This is a genomic window from Noviherbaspirillum sp. (assembly GCF_035254865.1).
Lineage (GTDB): Bacteria > Pseudomonadota > Gammaproteobacteria > Burkholderiales > Burkholderiaceae_D > Noviherbaspirillum.
This window is the reverse complement of sequence record NZ_DATFAF010000002.1, coordinates 49,366-67,125: the sequence shown is the minus strand read 5'-3', so window position 1 is coordinate 67,125 and position 17,760 is coordinate 49,366. Positions and strand designations below refer to the sequence as shown.

Annotated in this window: 25 protein-coding genes; 11 read left to right on the top strand and 14 right to left on the bottom strand. The window is 58.7% G+C overall.

From position 1 onward, the window contains the following. Both VJ651_RS00450 and VJ651_RS00445 read right to left on the bottom strand, forming a co-directional pair. A partial coding sequence (locus tag VJ651_RS00450) for an acyl-CoA dehydrogenase family protein (protein WP_324105533.1) occupies positions 1-272 on the bottom strand: 272 nt, incomplete at its 3' end. A 51-nt stretch (positions 273-323) separates the two neighbouring features. After that, a complete protein-coding gene (locus VJ651_RS00445) occupies positions 324-839 on the bottom strand; it encodes a flavin reductase family protein (RefSeq protein WP_324105532.1) in 516 nt (171 codons plus the stop codon). Between the two features lie 376 nt (positions 840-1,215). On the opposite strand from VJ651_RS00445, the gene msrA reads away from it, so the two are divergent. Both msrA and VJ651_RS00435 read left to right on the top strand, forming a co-directional pair. Then, on the top strand, positions 1,216-1,776 hold the full coding sequence (gene msrA, locus VJ651_RS00440) for a peptide-methionine (S)-S-oxide reductase MsrA (protein ID WP_324105531.1): 561 nt from the start codon (positions 1,216-1,218) through the stop codon (positions 1,774-1,776). Further along, positions 1,773-2,198 carry an HIT family protein gene (locus VJ651_RS00435; RefSeq protein ID WP_324105530.1) on the top strand — a complete coding sequence of 142 codons (426 nt, stop codon included), beginning with the start codon at positions 1,773-1,775 and terminating at the stop codon, positions 2,196-2,198. The genes msrA and VJ651_RS00435 overlap by 4 nt, the downstream gene beginning before the upstream one ends. 7 nt (positions 2,199-2,205) lie before the next feature. Here the strand turns inward: VJ651_RS00435 and VJ651_RS00430 are convergent, their stop codons facing one another. The 3 genes from VJ651_RS00430 to VJ651_RS00420 all read right to left on the bottom strand — a co-directional run bounded on the left by VJ651_RS00430 (position 2,206) and on the right by VJ651_RS00420 (position 5,444). Further along, a complete protein-coding gene (locus VJ651_RS00430) occupies positions 2,206-3,414 on the bottom strand; it encodes a cyclopropane-fatty-acyl-phospholipid synthase family protein (RefSeq protein WP_324105529.1) in 1,209 nt (402 codons plus the stop codon). 65 nt (positions 3,415-3,479) lie between these two features. Beyond that, entirely contained in the window at positions 3,480-4,115 is a 636-nt protein-coding gene (pdxH, locus tag VJ651_RS00425) for a pyridoxamine 5'-phosphate oxidase (protein ID WP_324105528.1), read from the bottom strand. A gap of 192 nt (positions 4,116-4,307) precedes the next feature. Continuing rightward, positions 4,308-5,444: an MFS transporter gene (locus tag VJ651_RS00420; RefSeq protein ID WP_324105527.1), complete on the bottom strand. Its 1,137-nt coding sequence runs from the start codon at positions 5,442-5,444 to the stop codon at positions 4,308-4,310. A 125-nt stretch (positions 5,445-5,569) separates the two neighbouring features. Here VJ651_RS00420 and tcdA point away from each other — a divergent pair, with 125 nt between their 5' ends. Next, positions 5,570-6,415, top strand: coding sequence for a tRNA cyclic N6-threonylcarbamoyladenosine(37) synthase TcdA (gene tcdA, locus VJ651_RS00415; protein ID WP_324105526.1), 846 nt, complete (start codon positions 5,570-5,572; stop codon positions 6,413-6,415). Between the two features lie 13 nt (positions 6,416-6,428). Here tcdA and thpR read toward each other — a convergent pair whose 3' ends face one another. From thpR to VJ651_RS00400, 3 genes are all read right to left on the bottom strand, one after another. Next, complete coding sequence (thpR, locus tag VJ651_RS00410) at positions 6,429-7,016, bottom strand: RNA 2',3'-cyclic phosphodiesterase (protein ID WP_324105525.1); 588 nt, start codon at positions 7,014-7,016, stop codon at positions 6,429-6,431. 112 nt (positions 7,017-7,128) lie between these two features. Next, positions 7,129-7,968 (bottom strand): metallophosphoesterase family protein, encoded by an 840-nt coding sequence (locus tag VJ651_RS00405; protein ID WP_324105524.1) that lies wholly within the window; start codon positions 7,966-7,968, stop codon positions 7,129-7,131. 228 nt (positions 7,969-8,196) lie between these two features. Next, entirely contained in the window at positions 8,197-8,625 is a 429-nt protein-coding gene (locus VJ651_RS00400; RefSeq protein ID WP_324105523.1) for a hypothetical protein, read from the bottom strand. Between the two features lie 142 nt (positions 8,626-8,767). On the opposite strand from VJ651_RS00400, the gene VJ651_RS00395 reads away from it, so the two are divergent. The 4 genes from VJ651_RS00395 (at position 8,768) to VJ651_RS00380 (ending at position 10,818) form a co-directional block, all read left to right on the top strand. Next, a complete protein-coding gene (locus tag VJ651_RS00395; RefSeq protein WP_324105522.1) occupies positions 8,768-8,944 on the top strand; it encodes a hypothetical protein in 177 nt (58 codons plus the stop codon). Positions 8,945-8,981: 37 nt separating this feature from the next. Next, positions 8,982-9,233 (top strand): hypothetical protein, encoded by a 252-nt coding sequence (locus VJ651_RS00390; protein WP_324105521.1) that lies wholly within the window; start codon positions 8,982-8,984, stop codon positions 9,231-9,233. Between the two features lie 220 nt (positions 9,234-9,453). Beyond that, positions 9,454-9,846 carry a PA2779 family protein gene (locus VJ651_RS00385; RefSeq protein ID WP_324105520.1) on the top strand — a complete coding sequence of 131 codons (393 nt, stop codon included), beginning with the start codon at positions 9,454-9,456 and terminating at the stop codon, positions 9,844-9,846. 12 nt (positions 9,847-9,858) lie between these two features. After that, positions 9,859-10,818: a PA2778 family cysteine peptidase gene (locus VJ651_RS00380; protein ID WP_324105519.1), complete on the top strand. Its 960-nt coding sequence runs from the start codon at positions 9,859-9,861 to the stop codon at positions 10,816-10,818. 55 nt (positions 10,819-10,873) lie between these two features. Here VJ651_RS00380 and VJ651_RS00375 read toward each other — a convergent pair whose 3' ends face one another. Beyond that, positions 10,874-11,035, bottom strand: a complete 162-nt coding sequence (locus VJ651_RS00375; protein WP_324105518.1) for a hypothetical protein — start codon at positions 11,033-11,035, stop codon at positions 10,874-10,876. A gap of 221 nt (positions 11,036-11,256) precedes the next feature. Between VJ651_RS00375 and VJ651_RS00370 the strand changes: the two genes are divergently transcribed. After that, positions 11,257-11,595, top strand: a complete 339-nt coding sequence (locus VJ651_RS00370; protein ID WP_324105517.1) for an HPF/RaiA family ribosome-associated protein — start codon at positions 11,257-11,259, stop codon at positions 11,593-11,595. 2 nt (positions 11,596-11,597) lie between these two features. Here VJ651_RS00370 and VJ651_RS00365 read toward each other — a convergent pair whose 3' ends face one another. Then, positions 11,598-12,398 (bottom strand): sulfite exporter TauE/SafE family protein, encoded by an 801-nt coding sequence (locus tag VJ651_RS00365; RefSeq protein ID WP_324105516.1) that lies wholly within the window; start codon positions 12,396-12,398, stop codon positions 11,598-11,600. Between the two features lie 31 nt (positions 12,399-12,429). Further along, positions 12,430-12,720 carry a metalloregulator ArsR/SmtB family transcription factor gene (locus VJ651_RS00360; RefSeq protein ID WP_324105515.1) on the bottom strand — a complete coding sequence of 97 codons (291 nt, stop codon included), beginning with the start codon at positions 12,718-12,720 and terminating at the stop codon, positions 12,430-12,432. Positions 12,721-12,877: 157 nt separating this feature from the next. On the opposite strand from VJ651_RS00360, the gene VJ651_RS00355 reads away from it, so the two are divergent. The 3 genes from VJ651_RS00355 (at position 12,878) to VJ651_RS00345 (ending at position 15,049) form a co-directional block, all read left to right on the top strand. Further along, a complete protein-coding gene (locus tag VJ651_RS00355) occupies positions 12,878-14,149 on the top strand; it encodes an NAD(P)/FAD-dependent oxidoreductase (protein ID WP_324105514.1) in 1,272 nt (423 codons plus the stop codon). Between the two features lie 17 nt (positions 14,150-14,166). Further along, complete coding sequence (locus VJ651_RS00350) at positions 14,167-14,499, top strand: rhodanese-like domain-containing protein (RefSeq protein WP_324105513.1); 333 nt, start codon at positions 14,167-14,169, stop codon at positions 14,497-14,499. Between the two features lie 106 nt (positions 14,500-14,605). Further along, on the top strand, positions 14,606-15,049 hold the full coding sequence (locus VJ651_RS00345; protein ID WP_324105512.1) for a metalloregulator ArsR/SmtB family transcription factor: 444 nt from the start codon (positions 14,606-14,608) through the stop codon (positions 15,047-15,049). A gap of 30 nt (positions 15,050-15,079) precedes the next feature. Here the strand turns inward: VJ651_RS00345 and VJ651_RS00340 are convergent, their stop codons facing one another. Genes VJ651_RS00340 through purU form a run of 3 tightly spaced genes read right to left on the bottom strand, consistent with a single transcriptional unit; the run spans position 15,080 to position 17,756 of the window. Continuing rightward, a complete protein-coding gene (locus VJ651_RS00340) occupies positions 15,080-15,664 on the bottom strand; it encodes a TetR/AcrR family transcriptional regulator (RefSeq protein ID WP_324105511.1) in 585 nt (194 codons plus the stop codon). Positions 15,665-15,673: 9 nt separating this feature from the next. Continuing rightward, positions 15,674-16,831, bottom strand: coding sequence for a branched-chain amino acid ABC transporter substrate-binding protein (locus tag VJ651_RS00335; RefSeq protein ID WP_324105510.1), 1,158 nt, complete (start codon positions 16,829-16,831; stop codon positions 15,674-15,676). Positions 16,832-16,880: 49 nt separating this feature from the next. Then, positions 16,881-17,756 (bottom strand): formyltetrahydrofolate deformylase, encoded by an 876-nt coding sequence (purU, locus tag VJ651_RS00330; protein ID WP_324105509.1) that lies wholly within the window; start codon positions 17,754-17,756, stop codon positions 16,881-16,883. Positions 17,757-17,760: the final 4 nt, after the last annotated feature.

The following is a 17,760-nucleotide window of genomic DNA, read 5'->3' as shown; positions in this document are numbered from 1 at the left end:
CGCGCGATCAGGCCGTAGCTGACGTAGTTCAGGCCGGGGCCGCCGTATTGTTCCGGGATGGTCGGGCCGAGCAGGCCGAGCGCGCCCATTTCGCGGAAGATGGCGGGATCGGTTTTTTCATTGCGGAAGGCTTCCAGCACGCGGGGCTGCAGGCGTTGCTGACAGTAGGCATTTGCCGCGTCGCGCACCATGCGCTCTTCATTCGTCAGTTGCTGGTCCAGCAGCAGCGGGTCGTCCCAGTGGAACGCGGCTTTGGTCGCTTTTGAGGTCATTGTAGAGTCCTGATGTAAAGAGAAATCCCGGTGGCAGATGCCTCCGGCTCCTTATGCTGTGATCGGTTTGGTTGCTACGAATTTCCCGTCATGGAAAACCAGCGCGGGCTTGGGCGACACATCGCAGCGTTCGACCTCGCCGACGAAAATGACGTGATCGCCTTCCGGGTAGCGGCTGCGGTTGTGGCATTCGAACCAGGCTGCAACCCCTTTCAGGATCGGCAAGCCGGTGCGCGACAAGTCGAACTCGACACCTTCGAAACGATTGTCGATGCGCATGGCAAAACGCTCCGCGAGGCTTGCCTGATCGCCTGCAAGCACATTGATGACGTAATGGGAATTTCCCGTGAATACCGGCAGGCTGCTTGCGCCTTGCGACAAACTCCAGAGTACGAGCGGCGGATCGAGTGAAACCGAGTTGAAGGAGCTGGCGGTTAATCCGAGGAAGCTACCATCGGGCAGACAGGTGGTAATGATTGTTACGCCTGTAGCAAATTGAGACAGGGCTTCCCGAAACTGGAGGGTTTCGAATTCCGGTGGGCCCGCGCTTGAAGACTGATTAGACATCTGAAAATCCAGGAAATTTTGCTCATTATGCCGAAAAAGAAGTTTTTATGGCGGGCAAGCCATTCTCGGCTATGTGCGGTGCCGCGCGCACAGCGAGCATGAAAGCTGATCGGATATTTTCTTCTAAAGGCGATTTCGCATCCTCCTGATGCCGGCTTGAGCGTGTCGACAAGAGAGTGTGCCTGCAACAGGAGGTTTTATCGGCTTGATAACAAAGTAGCAAAAATGATACACCAGCGCGATACACGGCTCTCAAAGGGTGTAACTTGAAATACATGGCGATGCACGCAATGAGAAGACGCCATGCTTTGTTCGAATCGGTTATGCATCGCCCGCGGTTTGCGCTAAAGTCATGTCATAACGAACGGGAACAACGATGGCTACTGAAATCGCAACACTCGGTGGGGGATGCTTCTGGTGTCTCGAAGCCGTCTATCAGGAACTGAAGGGCGTGCAGCATGTGGAGTCGGGTTATGCGGGCGGCAGGGTGCCCAACCCGACGTATGAGCAAGTGTGTGACGGCTCAACCGGCCATGCCGAAGTCATCCGCGTGGAATTCGATCCGGCGGTCGTCAGCTATCGCGAGATCCTTGAGATTTTCTTCACCATCCACGATCCCACGACGCCGAACCGGCAAGGCAATGACATCGGCACGCAATATCGCTCCGTCATCTTCTACCACACGCCCGAACAGCAGGAAACCGCGAAGCAGGTGATCGCCTGCATGGCAAGCGTGTGGGATGCGCCAATCGTGACCGAACTCAGTCCTGCACAGGAATATTACAAGGCGGAGGATTATCACCAGAATTATTTCCGTCAGCATCCCTTGCAAGGCTACTGCGCATTTATCGTGGCGCCCAAAGTCGCCAAGTTCAGAAAGATTTTTGCCGACAAGATCAATGCGACCGACCATGCGAACGAGAGGGAAGGGAAGTGACCACCGTATTTTCGAAAATCATCCGCGGCGAGATCCCGAGCGTGAAGGTGTACGAGGACGAGTTAGTATACGCATTCATGGATGCGGGCCAGGTGAATCCCGGGCATGTGCTGGTGGCGACGAAGAAGCCCTATGAAACCCTGATGGATGCGGATGAGGAATCAGCTGCGGCCATGATGCGCGCCGCATGCAGAATTGCGAAGGCGGTGCAGCAGGCTTTTCAACCGGATGGTGTCACGATCCTGCAGGCCAACCGACCGGCCGGCTGGCAAACGGTGCCACATCTGCATTTGCACGTGCTGCCACGATTTCAGGATGACGGCGTGGATCTGACCTGGCCGCGCAAGGAACCCGGGATCGACAAGCTGCGCGAGTACGCGGCGAAAATCCAGCTCGACCAGGGCACAACGGACGCCCGGTGATCACGCGTCAGTGGAGGTACATGTACCGGCGCGACCATGGAAGCAAGGAGGGTTCGCGGCCCGCCTTGGTGCAGACCACCTGATAGAGCGACACCCAATCCTGTGCAAAGGCGTACGCGCATCCGGCCAGATAGACGCGCCAGATGCGAAAGCGCTTGTCGTCCACCAGGGGCTTGATGTCTTCCGCATGCGTCTCGTAATTGTCGGCCCAGATGCCGCAGGTCCGGGCGTAGTGGCGGCGCAGGTTTTCCACGTCATAGATTTCCAGCCCGCCTTCCTGCATCGTCGTCAGCACGGTGCCGATGTGTTCCAGCTCCCCATAGGGGAAAACATACTGTTCGATGAAGTCGCCGCCGCCGTATGCCGTTGCCCCGTTCTTCGGATCGGTCGTGGTGATCCCGTGATTCATCACGATGCCACCGTCTGCCAGCAATGAACAAATCTTGTCGAAGTACTCCGGCAAATGCTTGGCGCCGACATGCTCGAACATGCCGACGCTGGTGATGCGGTCGTATATTCCGCTCACATCGCGATAGTCCTGAATGCGAATTTCCACACGGTCGGAAAGCCCCGCACGCTTGACTCTTTCGCGCGCGAGGTCGCACTGGTTCCGCGACAAGGTGATGCCGACGCATTTCGCACCGAATTTCTGCGCCGCGCGGATCACGAGCGCACCCCAGCCGCAACCGATGTCGAGCAGTGCATGGCCGGGACGCACCTGGATCTTGGTCAGGATGTGATCGATCTTCTTCAGCTGCGCGGTTGTCAGGTCTTCGTCGCCGTTTTCGAAGTAGGCGCAGGAATAGACCAGATTATCGTCCAGCCACTTGGTATAGAAGTCGTTGGAAACGTCATAGTGATAACGGATCGCGTCTTCGTCTTTCTTCTTGGTGTGGTGCAAGGACCGCACCACGCGGGCGAACTTGCCTTGGGGTTTCAGAGCGCGCGCGGCGAGCGCGCTGCCGACCGAAATGATTTCCTTGGCGCGGCCTTCCACCTCGATCTTGCCTTCGACATAGGCTTTGCCGAGGTTGAACAGCGACGGCGTCAGCAGATAGCTCAGTGCCGAAATATGCGGCACCTTGACCGTCACCATGGAGGGGGATTGTGCGCCGAAGTCGAGCTGCTGCCCGTTCCATAGCACCAGCCGCAACGGCAAAGCGGATTCGCTGCGGATACTGTCTACCCAGCTTCCCAGTTTCTTTTCCCAAAACACGATGTGCCCTCCGTGATGACGGATTGATCGAGTGGTGCGAGTCCGGGGCGCTGCGATTTAAAATACTACGGCTGCAGCCTTTGCCTTTGCCAGCTTCCGTCTTCCTGCAGGGTATACGCGATCCGATCATGCAGGCGCGACGGGCGGCCCTGCCAGAACTCGATGTAATCCGGTACCAGCCTGAATCCGCCCCAATGCGCGGGCCGGGACGGATGATCTCCATACTGTTGTTCGACCTGGGTGACTTTTTCTTCCAGCGCTTCGCGGCTGTCGATCGGGTTGCTCTGCGCGGACGCAATGGCACCCAGGCGGCTTTTCAATGGACGGCTGTGAAAGTACGCATCGTTTTCCTCATCGGATATACGCTCGACGCGGCCCTCGATGCGAACCTGCCGCTCCAGTTCGATCCAGTAAAACAGCAATGCGCCATATTGGTTTTGCGTTAACTCATGTCCCTTGCGACTGCCGTAATTCGTGAAAAACGTGAAACCGCGCTGGTCGAATTCCTTGATCAGAAGAATGCGCGAGGACGGTCTGCCGTTTTTTCCGACGGTCGAGACGCACATCGCGTTGGCTTCCGGCACCTGGGCGGCAATCGCCTCATTGAACCATTTCGAGAATTGCTCGATGGGGTTGGGGAGGGCTTCCGCTTCCGACAGGCTGGCGCGGCTGTAGTCTTTTCGTAGATCTGCTATCGACATCTTCTTTCCTGTTTGCTGTGTTCAACACCAATGGCCATGTCCGGAGTGGAATCGGGCGGCATGTGACTGGGGGCAGGTCGACACGACACGCACAATTACGCCATTCTCTCCAACATAGCCTATCCCCGGCAATATGCCTTGTCTTGCATCAATTTTATCGAATTGGAAAGGAAAACAGGGCTGACAGACCGCTTATTCGCGATAAACGGACTGCGGGCGGGCGGCGCTCTTGCGCCATGCGAGCGGAACGCCGGCGCCGATCATGGCGCCCATGCTCCAGAATACCGCCGGTAATCCGATCGCCAGCCCGGCGCCACCGAACATCAGCGGCAGGAAAACCTGGCTGGCATTGCCGATCGTCACCCGCACGCCGACGGCTTCCGCGGCGCGACCGGCGGGCGCGGTATGGTGCAACAAGGCCAGCATGTTCGGCTGGCTGGAACCCACCGCCATGCCGAGAACCGCGGCCACCGCCATCAGCGCGAGAGGTTGGCGCATCAGCGGGAACAAGGCGTAGCAGAGCGCGGCCAGCATCAAGGCCGAAGCCAGTATCTGCCATTCCGACAGCCGACGCGAAATCCACGGCATCGCAAGGCGCACCATGAAGGTGGCGGCGGAAAAGCAGCCGAGGATCAGGCCGATGGTCGATGCGCTGAAGCCGGAGCGCGCACCCTGGATAGGCAGCACGAAGGTGAACAGATCCCATGCCGAAGAAAGCAGCGTGCCTACCAGGTAGATGTGGCGCATTTCGGTATTGCGCAGCAAATCCAGCGCGCTGCCCGACGGAAGATCTTCCTTGTGTGAATGGAACGGAAGTTGCCGCAGCCGCCCAAGGGCGATCAGGGCCAGCGCACCCAGCGCAACGCCGCAGAATGCCGTGTAGGCGGTGCTGTAGCGGGCGTGATCGATGATCAGTCCGGCAAGTACCGGACCGCAGAATCCGGAAATCGAAAAACCCAGCGCGAGCCAGCTGAAGTTGGATGCACGTTCTTCCGCCGTGCTGATTTCACCGACGGTGTGCTGGGATGCGACTTGCACCGCCATAAATCCGGTGCCGATGAGCACTGTTGCAAGATACAGGATCGGCAAGCCGCTGATCACGCTTGGCAGCGCGCAACCGATGCCGATGGCAATGCATCCGGCGAGCATCGGCTTGATGATGCCGACACGGTCGATCAGGCGGCCCACCTGCACCGCGAACAACATCGGGAAGAGCGAGAACAGTGCGATCAAAATGCCTACGGTGAATTCCGAGGCGTGCAAGGACAGCGCATACAGAGAGGTCGTGATGCGGGCACCGGCCAGCGCGGCATGCGCGGTCAATGACACAAGAATAAGTTGCAGCAGTGGCGCGGAGGGAAACACAGATCAACGATACAGGCCTGGAGGCCACAAATCCACAAAAAACATTCTAGAGGAAAATATAGTGCGTTGCCGTCCGTTAAAATGGCGAAATGAACGCAATTATTTCGCTTAATCCACCTCTTGATTCCTCTCGGGGCGACATCGATTTCGAACGTCGTTTCGGAGGCATTGCACGTTTGTATGGCGAGGCAGCACTGTCGCGTTTTCGCGACGCACATGTCTGTGTCGTAGGCGTCGGCGGTGTCGGTTCCTGGATCGTCGAGGCGCTGGCGCGCAGCGCAATCGGGCACATCACGATGATCGACCTCGATAATGTCGCCGAGTCGAATGTCAATCGTCAGATCCACGCATTGAGCGATACGCTGGGCAAGGCCAAGGTCACCGCACTGGCCGAACGTATCGCGCAAATCAATCCGTATTGCGAAGTGACCGAGATCGAGGATTTCATTACTCCGGATAATCTCGATCAGATGATCGGCTCGCATGCTTATGACTATGTCATCGACGCCATCGACAGCGTCAAGGCGAAGACCGCATTGATCGCCTACTGCCGTGCCAAGGAAATCCGTCTGATCACGATCGGGGGCGCGGGCGGGCAGATCGATCCGACCAGAATTGAAATCCGCGATCTCTCTCGCACCGAGCAGGAACCTTTGCTGGCCAAGGTGCGCAAGCGTCTGCGTGCGCAGCACGGCTTCCCGCGCGGCGCAAAAAACAAGTTCGGAATCGATGCGGTATTTTCGACCGAGCCTTTGCGTTTTCCGGAGACCGGCGAAGCATGCGCTGTCGACGAAGACGACAAGGCGGGAGTGACCGGATTGAATTGCGCGGGATTCGGCTCGGCCATGGTGGTGACAGCGAGCTTCGGCCTGACCGCTGCGGCGCAGGTCTTGCGTCGGCTGGCGGAGGATGTCGCGCCTCCGTACGCTCCCTAAGCGACGGGGCTTGTTACGAAGCCGGCTGCCTGCTCATCTCGTCGCCACTTTCATCGGGCACCCAGCATGCCTCGTCCAGCGAGCGCGATGCAAGCACCTCGTACACCGAACCCTCCGGCCTTGTTACCGACTGCACTAATGCGATCTGACCTGCATGCCACTCGATTGGCGTAAACGCAAAATCGGGCGGCGGCGATGCGTCGCGCGCGAGCGTAATGTGCGGCTTGAACGACTGGCGCATGTCGCACGAAATGTCATGCTCGTTCAGCGCGAGTGCCAATTCCTGCGAGAGTGAGATCAGGGCTTCCGGCGTCGTATGCGTGCCGATCCAGGCAATGCGATTGCGCGGAAAATAGCCGACCCGGTCGAGGATCAGCGTTGACGACGGAGCGCGCAGATGCGTGATGATCTTCTTCGCCGCCGGAAGAATCGTCATGGGCTGTTGCCCCAGAAATGCCAGCGTCAGGTGAATATTGGGATAGGGAATCAGGCGCCCGCGCAGCGATGTCTGCAATTGCATGAGCGCGGTGCGCGTGGCGTCGTCGGGCCAGAGCGCGAAGAACAGGCGCAGCGATTCCGTTGGCTTGGCATTCATCGTCATGTCGACTTCCCTATGAACTTCGGGATCAGAAATTCGTTGTCACCGCATTCACGAAGAGTTGACTTGTATGACAGGCAATTCGCCAAGGCGTTCGTCTCTTAACGGCCACAGCTTAATGACATAAGGCAGCGCCGCGATCGGTGAAGCCATCTTTGTCAACCGGCAGGAATTCCCATTCATAACCCTGATTCTTCAGTACCAGCTTGAGCACGCCATGCGAGGAGTTATTGCTGACTTCGCTGTGGAACCTGCGAAAGCGCAAGGGCGTGAGCTTGGCACCACCAGTGCCGACGACAAACTCGCGCATTCCGCGCTTGTCGTCCTGCTGCCCGTCGGCATTCTGGGGAGCGAAGCGTTCATAGTCATGATCATGCGCGGACAGCACCAGATCCGCACCGGCGGCTTGGAGCATGCGCCAGGCTTCTGTCATCTGGACATTGTTTCCGTGGCCTCCCGAGCTGAACAGCGGGTGATGCCAGTAGGCCAGCGTGCAACGCGCCTTGTTCTTTTCCAGGTCGGATTTCAGCCATTCCATCTGCGCCTTGTGCTGCTCCGGCTTCAGATAACTGTTGAGCGAGATGACATGCCAGCTGCCGATGTCGGTGCTGTAATAACCATTGCGTGTCGGACCGGCCGCTGTGCCGAAATAGCTGTAATAGCCCACGGCGTTCGGTGTGTAGTACTCATGGTTGCCCGGAGCGGGAAAAGTGCGTTGCTTGAACTGTCCCCATGTCGGTTCGTAGCAATTGGTGAATTCGCTGAGCAGCCCGACCGGATAGGTATTGTCGCCCAGGGCGAGTACAGCCGCGTGTTCATCGCGCGCCAATCCGGGAATGATGAGCGCTGCGGTCTTGGCGGCGCCGCTATCCTCAGGTTTGCGGTTGCGGCAATCGGCAATGTCGCCGGCGGCGTAGACGGTGACGCCGGCGTCGGACAGGAGGGCAGTTTTCACCGCTTCCTCGTGTACGCCTTTATTGGATTGGCAGGCCGATAGCGCGCCGATCAGCGCGAGGACAAGAGCGATATTGCAGACAAATCGAGCATGGTTGAAAGCGATCATTGCGGGCGCGGCGTGGACTGTTGACGGGCTTCTATTGTAGAGGATCAGCAGCACGCCACGCAGAGACGTCTTCGCCGTGGCGATCGTCAGGATCGAAATGGATGCGAGGAAAGATTGTTTCTAGAATTCATGCTCGTTGAACGCACGCTTTGCTCTCTCCTCGGCGGCAGTCCACGCCTGCGCTTCCGTGGGAAATGTTCCTGCCGGAATATAGGTCTCGGCGATCTCCGGTTCGCGCGTCAGGCGGACATACACTTGTGCCTCATAGTTGCCGTCGGGTAGCGGTAGCGCAAGAATGCGTGCAAGATGTTCTCCGCTTTGCAGCACCCGCCCAGTCGCAGGCGTATCGGTCGCTGCGGCTTGCGGATCGCCCGGATGCCCTTCGACACTCGTTCCGTTCGGTTCATGCCCCTTCTTTCCACCATTCGGATGGCTTTCCGCATCAGGATTGATCGAGCGCTGCTCGCGCTCCAGTTCCGTCTGCGCGGGCGACTTCTCACCGCTGCCGATATCCTGCTCATCCATGAAGTGCCTGGGTTCTGATGCCATGCGATTCTCCTCATTGTCGTCAGCGTAAGCATATGATGATGGCGCACGGAGATAGTTCTTTGCGCAATTGCCGGGCGCGTCGCGGAGCGCCGGCGACGAACCATCCTGTTGGCTTTTCGTCTAATTTTTATTTGGAGGCCATATGGGCAATTCGCAACGCGAGCCAGACGAGCTTGGGAAGCCGGATCCGCAAGTTGCGCGCACCAAGGACAATCCTATCGGCATCGACGACATCGGTTTGCCATCCGGCATTTCGCCGGACGAATTGCCGAAGCTTGAGGAAATCAGGCCCGACCCCGCCAAGCTCAAGGACAAATAATTGATTGCCCTGCACAGTCAATGAGGAAGGACGAAACATGGCAAGCAAGCAAGAGTGCGACAAATATGCAGCGGAACTGATTCAGCGATTCGAGGACTTCACCCGATGGGCGATCGCGCACTGGCCCAATCCGGAATCTCCTTTGCTCTCGTCGGACTTCAATGAGTCGCGGCGGGAAATTGGACGGTTGGCCGGGCCCAAGCTGGGCGACGGAAGTTTGGACGACGGATCTGCCGGCAACAGGGCGGCCACTCAGTATATCGACATGAACCCGATGCCTTGGCCCTGATGGCCGAGTCATGCGTCTTGTTATGTTGATTACAAACCAGCAAGCTTTTGCTGTATTTCAATATTGATATTTCCGGAGATATCGAATTTGTTAACAGATGTTTCTTCATGGTTAACATAAAAAGCAAGGTGCTACACTTCCGGCGTTTCAAAGGGGTCCAACCTTTGGTTGGTGTTGTTTATTCCATCGGCATTAGTCGCTATACGAAAAAGAGGAAATCATGATCCAGAAATTGAAGCGCGCGTTTGTCTGGATGCTGCTGAGCGCATTCACGTTTGTCGGGTTTACCCAGACCGTGCAAGCGGCGATGATCGGCACCGACCAAGTGCTCGCTGCGAATGCGGCCCAGCAGAACAAGGAGCGCATCGCTGCAGCGCTCGATCGTCCCGAAGTGATGGCACAACTTGAAAAAATGGGCGTCAACAAGAGTGACGCGCAGGCCCGTGTCGCCGCGCTGACCGATGCGGAAGCAGCCACGCTGGCGAACCAGATCGACACGCTGCCCGCCGGCGGTGATGTGGTCGGTGCGCTGGTCCTGATCTTCGTCGTGCTGCTCGTCACGGATATTCTCGGCCTGACCAAGGTATTCCCGTTCACCCGCTCCAGGCGGTAAATGCCGGTTCACATGAAGCGTTCCTGGCGCGAGCTTGTGCCGGGAATGCTGATGGTGCTTGTGTTGCTGAGTGGTTGTGCGACGCAGACGCGATCGCTTCTGCAATCCGCGTCAACCACCCGGCTGCCGCCGAAAGTCGAGCTGGTCTCCACACCTTTCTTCCCGCAGGAACGCTACCAGTGCGGGCCGGCCGCTTTGGCGATGTCGCTCAATGCGGCGGGGATTTCGGCGACACCGGACGCGCTGGTGCCTCAGGTGTATGTGCCGCAGCGCGAAGGCAGCCTGCAGCCCGAAATGCTGGCGGCGGCAAGACGCAATGGCGCGCTCAGCGTGACCGTGCCTCCCACCGTCGAAGCCTTGCTCACGGAGCTTGCTGCCGGCAATCCGGTCATCGTCTTGCAGAACCTGAGCCTGCCCTGGTTCCCGCTCTGGCATTACGCGGTAGCGATCGGATATGACCTGAACAGTGCTGATATCGTCTTGCGATCAGGCACGACCGAGCGCGAGATCATGCCCTTGTCCACCTTCGAGCATACCTGGGCGCGCAGCGGCTATTGGGGCATGGTGGTGCTGCCGCCCGGCCGATTGCCGGCGACTGCGGACGAGCAGGCCGTCGTTGCAGCGACCGTGGCATTCGAAAAGAACGGTGACGCTGTATTGGCTCGCAAGGCTTATAGCGCCGCATTGAAGCGCTGGCCGCACAATCTCGCTCTGCAAATGGGGTACGGCAACACCGCGTACGCCATAGGCGATCGTCAAGCCGCAGCCGCGGCATTCAGGGCTGCCGCACAAGAACATCCGGATAGCGCGCCGGCCTTCAATAATCTGGCATCTGTGCTGGCCGAACTTCACGAGTACAAGGAAGCACGCGCAGCGGCGGAAAGAGCCGCTGCATTAGGTGGGCCGTGGCGGGAAGCGGCGCAGGCTACCTTGCGTGCGATCGAGATCGGGGAGCGGAAAGCCGGACGATGAGCTATGCGCTATTTGCCGGCGGGGACGATTCACGAGAAATGCAATGCAAGAATGCTTACTTCTTCCGGGCCGCGTTTCTATCCATGCAAAGCTTTTCCGGGCCACTGGCTTCGCAACGTTTGTCGATCAGAAGCCTGACGACCACTGCGCCAACAATTCCGACGATGAACAGCAAAATCATTAACTGAATGATGGTGATGCCTTTCATGCGATTCATTATCTTGACTCCCTTTACCGAGGAAACGAGAATCGTGTCCTTCGAACCGAACCATGCGGATGGAACCACCCAGCCGCGGCGACCACACAAAGCTGAAGCAAGAGCATCGCTTGAATGATTTGCTTCGGTTTACCCGGAATACTGTTCAGCTTTTACCAGGTTTTTCAACCAACAATAATACGCAACACTACAAGTTGCGAGAATGATCAAAGGAGACGCACATGAATGTGCAAATGCTGGGCCCGGAATATTCTCTGACCCCGTCGCTGTATGAACACTTGCAACAAAGCTTGCATGCGGCCTTTGCCCGTGCGCGCAGCCATGTTGTGCGCATCGTCGTGCGCCTGGGCGATCTCAACGGCCCCGGCGGGGGACGTGACAAGGTATGTCAGCTCAACGTCACCATGGCAGGCCAACCGGAAGTCGTGATTCGTGAAGTGCAGGAAGACATGTATTACGCAATCGATTGCGCGGTAAGACGCGCCGCGCATCGCGCGCTGCGCCTGATGCAACGCAGGCATGCCAGTCCGGCCAAGAGGGAGGACGCCGCGCCGGTCTGATATCAGAAGACGGCTTTGGCGATCATGCCAAGTGCAACGATCGCGGATACGAAGGCAAAGGCTTTCTGCATCTGCGATCCCGCCAGCCGATTTGCAGCCAGCCTGCCGGCGAACATGCCGGCAAGGCCACCGACAGAGAAGGGGAGCGCCACGTTCCAGTTCACATGACCTGCGATCGCGCTCGAGATCACCCCCATGGCCGATACGAGCGCGATGACAGCCAGCGAAGTCGTTACGACGGATTTCATGTCGAGGTCGGTGTAGCGTTGCAGCGCGGGGACCATGACGAAGCCGCCGCCCACTCCAAGCAATCCCGATAGGAGACCGGCAAGGGCGCCGGAAAGCGCGAGCGATCTCGCGCAGTGAGAGGTCCATATGAAGCGCCCGCTGGCTTGATGTCGCACGCATGGGGGCACAAGTTCCGGGTTCCGCTGTTGCGAGGATGGCGATGCGCCGGCCTGCCGGAAGGTGCGGACTGCAACGAGCAGCATGACGATGGCAAACAGGACAGCAAGCCAGCGATTGTCGATATGGCGCGCCAGCCAGAGGCCAGGCGGGGAAAACACAATGCCGAATCCAGCCATCAGGAGCGCTGCCCTATAACGAACGGTTCCCGTCTTGAGTCCAAGCGCCGCTCCCAGGGCGGCAGCCAGTCCGACGGCGAGAAGCCCGATCGGTCCCGCATCGGCGACGCCGAGATGGGCACCGAACATCAGTAGCGGCACGGCAAGAATGCCGCCTCCTGCGCCGGTCAAGGCCAGGATCACCCCGACAATCAGGCCCAGAACCAGGCTAGTCATCATTCTCCTTGATCGATCAGGCAGCCGCGCAGTATCAGCCCGCGAAGCGCCGGCGGACGAGGTCGCACAATGCATAGACGGATTCGTCGGCGATCCGGTAGTACGCGATCGTACCGTGGCCCCGGCGCGCGACCAGCCCGTGCTTGCTCAAAATTGCCAGGTGCTGGGAGATATTGGAAGAGGTGTAATCGCATAACTCCGCGAGTTCTCCGACATTGCGTTCGCCTTGACGGAGCAGGTTGAGGATGCACAGCCGGGCCGGCACCGACAGCACCTGAAAGTACGCGGCGACCTGCCTCGTGGTTTCTCTCGGTAATCCTTTCATCGTACATCCTTCATCACTGCGCGCGTGGCGCAAGGCAGATCTTGTTAAAATGCATGATTGCGTATTTACTTAAGTAGTCACATAATACATCAAAGCGGCCTGACAGAGATTTCCGCTTGGGCGATTTCGACACAAGACATGACACTCGGAGAGAACCATGGCTCATATCGTAATTCTTGGTGCGGGAATCGGCGGCATGCCCGCCGCCCACGAGCTTCGCAACATGCTGGACCGCAGCCACCGTATCACGGTGGTCAATGCCGTCGATTACTTTCAGTTTGTGCCATCGAATCCCTGGCTGAGTGTTGGCTGGCGGGACCGCAAGACGATCAGTTTTCCGATCCGGCCCTATCTCGAAAAGCGCGACATTGCCTTCATTGCGCAGCCGGTCACGATCATTGATGCGGCCAACAACGCATTGGTGCTGGCCGATGGCAGCCGGCTTGATTACGACTACCTGGTCATCACGACGGGACCCAAGCTGGCATTCGACGAGGTGCCGGGTGCGGGGCCGGCGGCCAATACCCATTCGATCTGCGCCCTGGATCATGCCGAGCAGGCTTTCGCCGACTACCAGCAATTCCTGAAGGAACCCGGACCCGCGATCATCGGGGCGATGCCTGGCGCATCCTGTTTCGGTCCGGCCTACGAATTCTCATTCATCTTCAATGCCGACCTGCGCCGCCGGAAACTGCGCAGCAAGGTGCCGATGACCTTTGTCACCAGCGAACCGTATATCGGGCATCTTGGCCTGGGCGGCGTGGGCGACTCGAAATCGATGCTTGAAAGCGAATTGCGGCAGAACGATATCAAATGGATCACGAATGCGAAGGTGACGCGCGTCGAGCCGGGAAAAATGTTCGTCACCGAACTGGATGAACATGGCGGCGTCAAAAAGGAGCACGAGCTGCCTTTCAAGTTCAGCATGATGCTGCCGGCCTTCCGTGGCGTCGATGCCGTCGCGGACGTCGAGGGATTATGCAATCCGCGCGGTTTCGTGCTGGTGGATGAGTACCAGCGCAGCAAGAAGTACCGGAATATTTTCGCCGCCGGCGTGTGCATCGCCATTCCACCTGTCGAGGCAACGCCCGTGCCGACCGGCGCGCCCAAGACCGGCTACATGATTGAAACCATGGTGACGGCCATCGTGCACAACATCGCCGCGGACCTTGCCGGCCAGCCGGCCACCGCGAAAGGAAGCTGGAACGCGATCTGTCTTGCCGACATGGGAGAAACCGGCGTCGCCTTCGTTGCACTGCCGCAGATCCCGCCGCGCAACGTCGCGTGGATGAAGAAGGGCAAATGGGTGCATGTGGCGAAGGTCGCCTACGAAAAGTACTTCATGTACAAGATGAAGAACGGAACCTCCGAACCGATTTACGAAAAATACATCCTCAAGTCGCTCGGTATCGAGCGGCTTGAACCTTGAATCTTTGGCAAAGGAACATGATGGGAATTTTGGGCAAGCTGTTTTCAATGGTTTCCGGCGGTGCATCGGAACAATTGCCGGAGCAGGCGACGCTGATCGACGTACGGTCGCCGGCGGAATTCGCTGCGGGGCATATCGATGGCGCCATTCCGCTGCCGCTGCCATCCATGGCGCAGGGAATCGACAAAATCGCACAAGACAAGGAGGCACCGATCATTGTCTATTGTCAGAGCGGGGCGCGCTCGGCTGCGGCAAGGCAGCAACTGATCAGTCTGGGTTACCGGCAGGTGGTGAACGGCGGCGGCGTATTCTCGCTGGCGCGGCGCATGAACCGTCGCATTCTCAGCTGAGCGACACGGATGCACCGCCTGCGGAACTTGATGCAAATCATTTTTTTCCGATGGGCGGCGGGGTACGCTGCCTTGAATGGAGACCACCCCAGGACAGGTTCTCGACATGCCATTTCAATTTACCCCCATCCCGGAATACGAACAGCTGGAAACGGCTTCGCATTACTTCGCGCTGTTTGCAGAACCGATGCGCCTGAGAATCCTCAGTACGCTACGCAATGGGGAGCGCACGGTCAATGAAATCGCGGCACATATCAACGCGAAACAATCCAACGTCTCGCACAAGCTCAAGCTCCTGCATCAGTCCGGGGTCCTCGTACGACGCAAGGAGGGCACCCAGGTTTTCTATGGCGTTGGCGACCAGAACGCGATGACGCTGTGCCGCGACGTGTGCCGCAAGAAGGCCATCGGCTGGCGAAATGCGGGTGGCGGAAACTTCGAGACCTGTCGCCTGCCCGACCGGCGTTGCAGCATTGGCGGAGGTAGCTGCCAGTGGGAGAAATCGCTGGCGCTCGTGACGAACGGACCTGCGATGCACGAAATTCCGTAAACGGAAACGTGTGCCTGCAGAAAATTAGTCTTATGCAGGCAGCGCCTGGCCGGCGAGCACCGCGAAGTAGGCGGGAAACAGTTCGCGCCGGCGTGCATGGGATTCGGTGATCCGCATGGTGTAGTAGCCGACCTGGTGGTAATAGGTGATGCGTGCGCGGATCATCGCTTCCTTTTCCGAGAAGCCCAGCGCCGAAAAAATCCGTGTGAGCACCTTCAGGCGCGCCGTATCGGCCGAGCGCACCGCGCGCGCCACTTCGGGAGCATTGCGTGCCCAGTCGCGCACCGCGCTGTCGAAATCGGGATCGAATTCCTTCTCCTCGAGCCAGATGCGGGTAAAGCGAGCGAGCTGCTGCAGTGCCGGCTCCTTGTCCTTGCCGATCACGCGCAGGAAAGGCTCGGTGTTTTGCGAACGCCAGTGCTTGAGCAGCGCATCGAGCAAGGCCTGGCGGTCCGCGAAATGCCAGTAGAAACTGCCGCGCGTGACGTTCAGGTCACGCGCCAGACGATCCACCTTGACGTCGGCCACGCCGTGACGTACCAGCGCCGCGCACGCAGCCAGAATCCAGTCTTCAGCCGACAGGTTGTCGGCCGTTTTGCTGCGCGCTTTCGTCATGGGTCGTCCTCACTTGTTGGAGATGGTTTCCAGTGGTTCGAACTTGCCGTTCTTGACCTGCGAAATGGTAACTGCCGCCGAGCGCAGGTCACCCTTGCTGTCAAATGCGATCTGGCCAGTCACGCCCTTGAAGTTGAGCTTGTAAATCTGGGGCAGATACTTCTTCGGATCAGCCGAGTCCGCCGCCTTCATGGCGTTGATCAATACGTTGGTCGCATCATAGCCATAAGGTGCGTACATGACAACCTTGCCGAACCTGGCATTGAACTTCTTCGTGAAGTCCGGGCCGCCGGGCATTTTCTCGATGGCCTGGCCGGAATCGCCGGAATAGGTGCCTTCCGCCGCATCCTTGCCGGCCAGGTTCGCGAATGCGTCGCTGGAAATCGAGGAGCCGAACAGCGGGATCTTCATGCCCATCTCCACCATCTGCTTCTTGAATGGACCCGCCTGCGCATCGACGCCGCCGTAGAACACTGCTTGCACGTCCTTGCTCTTGATCTTCGTGAGGATCGGGCGGAAATCGGATGCCTTGTCATTGGTATATTCGCGTGCGGCCACCTTGCCACCGAGCTTGGTCACCGTTTTTGCCACCACGTCTGCCAGTCCCTGTCCGAACGCGGTACGATCGTCGACTACCGCAACCGACTTCGCGCCGAGCTTTTCTACCATGTACTGGGCGATGGCTGCGCCCACCTGCTGGTCGTCGCCGATCACGCGGAATACCGTCTTGAAGTGCTGGCGGGTCAGTGTCGGATTGGTGGCTGCCGGTGCAACCTGCGGAATACCGGCGGCGTTATAGACCTTGGAAGCGACTACGGTGGGGCCCGAATTCAGATGACCGACAACGCCGGCGACGCCCGCATCGACGAAGCGATTGGCAATTGCGACAGCCTGCTTCGGGTCGGCCTGGTCGTCCTCGGAGAGCATCACAAAACGCACTTCCTCGCCACCCAGTTTGATGCCTGCGGCGTTCGCCTCGTCGATTGCGAGCTTGACCGCGTTTTCAAAGTCCTTGCCAAGGTGAGCCACGCCGCCGCTGTACGGACCGGACACGCCGATCTTGACGACTTTTTCGGCCGCAGCCGGCTGGCTGAATGCAAAGGCGCAGGTGCATAGCGCAGCGAGCAGCGTGAAGCGGCGCGGGCGCGAGAAAATTTCATGTTTCATTAGAGGGTCTCCCAGTGTGATAAAAAACAATGCGTCGCGGGGAACCCGCTCAGCCGGCTTGCCGGAAAACGACAGTGCGTTCTCCGTTCAACAATACACGCCGTTGCGCATGCCAGCGAACTGCACGCGACAGCACGACGTTTTCAATATCCTTGCCGATGCGCACGAACTCATCGGGCGTCAGACCGTGGTCCACGCGTACGGTTTCCTGCTCGATGATCGGGCCTTCGTCGAGATCGGGCGTCACATAATGTGCCGTGGCGCCGATCACCTTCACGCCGCGGGCGTGCGCCTGGTGATAGGGCCGGGCCCCCTTGAAGCTCGGAAGGAAGGAGTGGTGGATGTTGATGCAGCGCCCTTCAAGCGCGCGGCACAGATCGTCGGAAAGGATTTGCATGTAGCGCGCCAGCACCGTCAGCTCGGCCTTGTACTCGCGAATGGCGTCGAGCATGCGCGTTTCCTGCGCGCGCTTGTCGCCGCCTTCGAGCGGCAAATGCACATAGGGAATTCCATACCATTCCACCAGCCGGCGCATTTCCTCGTGGTTGGACACCACCGCGACGACATTGATCGGAAGCTCGCCCGAATGCCATTGATGCAGCAGGTTATTGAGGCAGTGGCCGTGCTTTGATACGGCGATGATGGTGCGCATCGCGTGCGATTCCGGCGTGATCTGGATCGTCATGCCGAAGCGTCCCGCCACCGCGTGCAGCGCCGCGTTGACCGCATCCATGCCGGCGAAGCCTTCGTCCTCGGCACGGAACACCGTGCGCATGAAGAACAGGCCGGTGTCCGGATCGCCGTAGTGCGAGGACTCGGTGATGAAGACCTTCTGGCTGGACAAAGCCGTGGCGACGGCGGCGACAATGCCCGACTGGTCGGCGCAGCGGACAGTGAGTATGTAATGTTCGTTGGGATGTTTCATATCG